Origin of the sequence: Chitinophaga sp. (genome assembly GCF_036566945.1) — a bacterium.
Taxonomy (GTDB): Bacteria; Bacteroidota; Bacteroidia; order Chitinophagales; family Chitinophagaceae; genus Chitinophaga.
The window spans coordinates 1-3,895 of sequence record NZ_DATCVJ010000913.1; the positions used below are offsets into that span (position 1 = coordinate 1).

Annotated in this window: 5 protein-coding genes; all 5 read left to right on the forward strand. The window is 45.4% G+C overall.

Features of this window, described 5'->3' with window-relative positions:
* Positions 1–348, forward strand: a 348-nt coding sequence (locus tag VIP81_RS27405; RefSeq protein WP_331968934.1) for an aminotransferase class III-fold pyridoxal phosphate-dependent enzyme, incomplete at its 5' end; no start/stop codon positions are given.
* A gap of 74 nt (positions 349–422) precedes the next feature.
* Positions 423–1,373, forward strand: coding sequence for an N-acetylornithine carbamoyltransferase (locus VIP81_RS27410; RefSeq protein WP_331968937.1), 951 nt, complete (start codon positions 423–425; stop codon positions 1,371–1,373).
* Between the two features lie 2 nt (positions 1,374–1,375).
* Entirely contained in the window at positions 1,376–2,164 is a 789-nt protein-coding gene (argB, locus tag VIP81_RS27415) for an acetylglutamate kinase (protein ID WP_331968940.1), read from the forward strand.
* A gap of 3 nt (positions 2,165–2,167) precedes the next feature.
* The gene (locus VIP81_RS27420) at positions 2,168–3,232 is read left to right on the forward strand and encodes a M20 family metallo-hydrolase (RefSeq protein ID WP_331968943.1); all 1,065 of its coding nucleotides are present in this window, start codon (positions 2,168–2,170) and stop codon (positions 3,230–3,232) included.
* A gap of 1 nt (position 3,233) precedes the next feature.
* On the forward strand, positions 3,234–3,815 hold the full coding sequence (locus tag VIP81_RS27425) for a GNAT family protein (RefSeq protein WP_331968946.1): 582 nt from the start codon (positions 3,234–3,236) through the stop codon (positions 3,813–3,815).
* Positions 3,816–3,895: the final 80 nt, after the last annotated feature.

Sequence of the window (3,895 nt, forward strand, 5' to 3'; positions counted from 1 at the left end):
CTGGGTACTACGTTTGGTGGTAATCACCTGGCTTGCGCAGCAGCATTGTCAGTGCTGGAAACCATCCAGTCAGAAAACCTGATCGCCAATGCAGCTACGGTTGGTAATTATCTCATGGAACAACTGCGGACTTTCGATAAAGTAAAAGAAGTAAGAGGCCGTGGTTTAATGATTGGTATAGAACTGCCGGAAGAACTGGCGCACGTGAGAAAAGAACTGTTGCTTACGCATAAGATTTTTACCGGTGAAGCAAAACCAAATGTGATCAGGTTGCTGCCATCACTGGCATTAACACAAGCGCATGCGGATGAGTTCCTCGAAGCTTTTGGAAAAGAATTAAATAAATAAAAAATCAACAACCATGAATGGCAGATAGTGTGCCTTTACATCTTTCCACTATCTGTTTAAAGCCTATAAGCGAAATGAAACAATTTATTTCTACAGCAGATGTTCCCAGTGTCCCGCGGTTAGTGGACATTGCGTTGAACTACAAGAAAGATCCTTTCAGGGACCAGGAGTTAGGGAAGAATAAAACAGTGGGAATGATATTCCTGAATCCCAGTTTGCGAACACGGTTAAGTACACAGGTGGCTGCTAAGAACCTGGGTATGGAACCTATCGTATTTAACATTGATAAGGAAGGCTGGGCGCTGGAAATGAATGATGGCGTTGTGATGAATGGCAACACCACCGAACACGTAAAAGAAGCGGCGGGAGTAATGGGACAGTATTTTGATATACTGGCTATCCGTACTTTTCCCGGTTTAAAGAATAAAGAAGAAGATTATACAGAGAAGTACATCAATCAGTTCATTAAATATGCCGGTGTGCCGGTAGTGAGCCTGGAAAGTGCTACACTGCATCCTTTGCAGAGTTTAACAGATGTAATTACCATTAAGGAAAACTGGCATCAATCCCGTAAACCTAAAGTGGTAATGACCTGGGCGCCTCACGTAAAAGCACTGCCGCAGGCTGTTCCTAACTCTTTTGCCCAATGGATGAATGCGTGGGGTGAAGCAGATTTTGTGATTACGCATCCGGAAGGATATGAGCTGGATGAAAAATTTTCTGGTAATGCACGTATTGAGTATGATCAGGACAAAGCCTTACAGGATGCGGATTTCGTGTATGTAAAGAACTGGTCTTCCTACAAGGATTACGGTAAAATTACCTGCACAGATCCAGGCTGGATGTTCACCAATGAAAAACTCAAACTCACCAACTCCGCTAAAGTAATGCACTGCCTGCCTGTAAGAAGGAATGTAGTGATTGCGGATGAAGTACTGGACGGACCACAAGCTATCGTTATAGAAGAAGCTGGTAACCGGGTATGGGCAGCCCAGGCGGTTTTGAGTGAAATATTGAAAGGATAATTATGATCGATTTATTTATCATCAAAGTAGGCGGAAACGTTATAGACAACCCGGTATTGCTGCAGACCTTTCTCGAAAAGTTTGCAGCCGTACCTGGCAAAAAAATCCTGATCCATGGTGGCGGTAAAATTGCTACCCGTATCGGTGATAAGCTGGGGATTGAGTCGAAATATGTGGATGGCAGACGTATCACGGATGCGGAAACCATTGACGTGGTGACGATGGTATACGGCGGTTTGGTGAATAAACAGCTGGTGGCGAAGTTGCAGGCGAATGGCTGCAATGCTATTGGTTTAACCGGCGCCGATGCTAATATTATTCCTGCTGTAAAAAGACCGGTGAAGGATATCGACTATGGTTTTGTAGGAGATGTATACACGGAGAAACTGCATACCGGTCCGCTGAAAGCATTGCTGGATACTGGTGTTACACCGGTGTTTGCCCCGCTAACCCATGATGGTAACGGACAGATACTGAATACCAATGCCGATACCATTGCTTCTTCACTGGCGATTGCTTTGTCTGCGTTTTACAGCGTAAGACTGATCTATTGCTTTGAGAAGAAGGGCGTATTACGTGATCCGGCAGATGATGATGCCGTGATTAATTTGATCAACAAGGACATTTACCAGCAGCTGCTGGCAGAAAAAATATTAACAGACGGCATATTGCCTAAACTGCAAAACGCTTTCGGTGCAATTGACAACGGGGTGAAAGAAGTGCTGATAGGACACGCAGACGATGTGCTGAGTAATACTACAGCAAAAGTGGCAGGCACTCTAATATGCTAACCTATGTGGAACGAAAAACTATATGATGTGGCCGTGGCGCTGTTAAAGCAGATGATCGCCACTCCATCGTTAAGCCGGGAAGAAGACGGCACTGCGCAACTGATCAGTGATTTCCTGACGGCCATGGATATTCCGCATGAGCGGCATCTCAATAATATCTGGGCGCGCAATAAACATTACGATCCCTCAAAGCGTAATATACTCCTGAACTCCCATCATGATACGGTAAAACCCAATCCGCAATATACCCGCGACCCTTTCAGTCCGGATGTGGAAGACGGTAAGCTGTACGGACTCGGAAGTAATGATGCCGGTGGTTGCCTGGTGAGCCTGATTGCTACGTTTCTGCATTTTTATCACCGGAGTGATCTTACCTACAACATCATACTTACTGCGACTGCAGAAGAGGAAATCAGCGGCGTTAATGGCATAGAAAGCATTTTATCCCAGTTGCCCGCTATTGAATTTGCGATTGTAGGTGAGCCTACTTTAACACAACTGGCTATTGCGGAAAAAGGCTTAATGGTACTGGATTGCAATAGTGTTGGTAAAGCAGGTCATGCTGCCAGAGAAGAGGGTGAAAATGCGTTGTATAAGGCATTGCCCGATCTGAATTGGTTTAAAGATTATCGTTTCCCTAAAGTATCTGAAACACTGGGACCTGTGAAAATGAGTGTCACTGTAATCAATACTTCGAATAAAGCACATAACGTAGTACCGGCAGACTGCTCCTTTGTGGTAGATGTGCGGGCTACGGATCAGTATACACTGGAAGAGTTGCTGGAAATCATTCGTGCCAATGTATCCTGCGAAGTAACGCCGAGGTCCATGCGGATGCGGCCTTCGTTTATTCCGATGGATCATCCGTTTGTACTGGCGGGCGTATCGGTGGGTAAAACCTGCTACGGATCGCCTACTACGTCCGATCAGGCGTTGATTCCGGCTACCTCCGTAAAAATGGGTCCCGGCGATTCTGCCCGCTCACACACCGCAGATGAATATATTCACCTGCGTGAAATTAAAGACGGCATAAACAGTTACATTCAGTTACTCGAAATGATACAGTAATATGGACTTAGCACCTGTTCTGGAGAATAAACGTGTATTGCTGCAACCTTTAGAGGCAGCACACTTACATGATCTGTGGGCAATTGCGGCAGATGCTTCCCTATGGACGGTGCAGCTGAATAAGATAGAGAGTGAGCAGGATCTGGAGAAATATATTCAGAAAGCATTAAAAGAAAGAGCGGCGGAAGAGTCCATTCCGTTTGTGATCATCGACAAAAAAGAAAACCGGATCGTAGGATCTACCCGTTATATGGGGTTATCGCTGCCCAATAAACGCACGGAAATAGGGTCTACCTGGATTACCCCTTCCCTGCATGGTTCGGGGCTGAATAAGGCCATGAAATACGCCATGCTGCAACATGCTTTTGAGGTGATGGATCTGAACCGGGTAGAGTTCAAAACAGATGAGCTGAATACGCAATCGCGCAATGCCATTCTGAGTCTGGGTTGTACACAGGAAGGTATTTTCAGGCGCCATATGATCGCCAGTACCGGGAGAGTGCGCAACACAGTTTATTTCAGCATGCTCAAAGAAGAGTGGCCGGAAATAAAGCAACGTGTTTTCGGTAAATACGATTTTTAATTTCACGCTGCCATGCAGCAGGAAAAAATTATATTATTATGAAATTGTGGCAAAAAGATAAGGGCGCTTTAGCGGCGGTG

What these genes read in the sequence shown, in the direction of transcription:
- VIP81_RS27410 (WP_331968937.1), top strand. Translation starts at nt 423, where the DNA reads ATGAAACAATTTATTTCTACAGCAGATGTTCCCAGTGTCCCGCGGTTA.
- VIP81_RS27420 (WP_331968943.1), top strand. Translation starts at nt 2,168, where the DNA reads ATGTGGAACGAAAAACTATATGATGTGGCCGTGGCGCTGTTAAAGCAG.
- VIP81_RS27425 (WP_331968946.1), top strand. Translation starts at nt 3,234, where the DNA reads ATGGACTTAGCACCTGTTCTGGAGAATAAACGTGTATTGCTGCAACCT.
- argB (WP_331968940.1), top strand. Translation starts at nt 1,376, where the DNA reads ATGATCGATTTATTTATCATCAAAGTAGGCGGAAACGTTATAGACAAC.